Annotated in this window: 1 protein-coding gene; it reads right to left on the minus strand. The window is 48.9% G+C overall.

Features of this window, described 5'->3' with window-relative positions; translation table 11 throughout:
- Positions 1-233: hypothetical protein (locus tag B7695_RS11240; protein ID WP_192855763.1), on the minus strand; the 233-nt coding region annotated here is incomplete at both ends.

A 233-nucleotide genomic window follows, 5' to 3' on the forward strand; every position in this document is an offset into this window, starting at 1 on the left:
GCAAGCACATCAGCAAGCACATCAGCTTCAACAAGTGCAAGCACATCAGCAAGTACATCGGCTTCAACAAGCGCAAGTACGTCGGCTAGCACATCAGCTTCGACAAGCGCAAGTACGTCAGCTTCAACAAGTGCAAGCACATCAGCAAGTACGTCAGCATCAACAAGTGCAAGTACATCAGCAAGCACGTCAGCATCAACAAGTGCAAGTACATCAGCAAGTACATCGGCGTT

This window comes from Streptococcus mitis, assembly GCF_002096845.1.
GTDB lineage: Bacteria > Bacillota > Bacilli > Lactobacillales > Streptococcaceae > Streptococcus > Streptococcus mitis_A.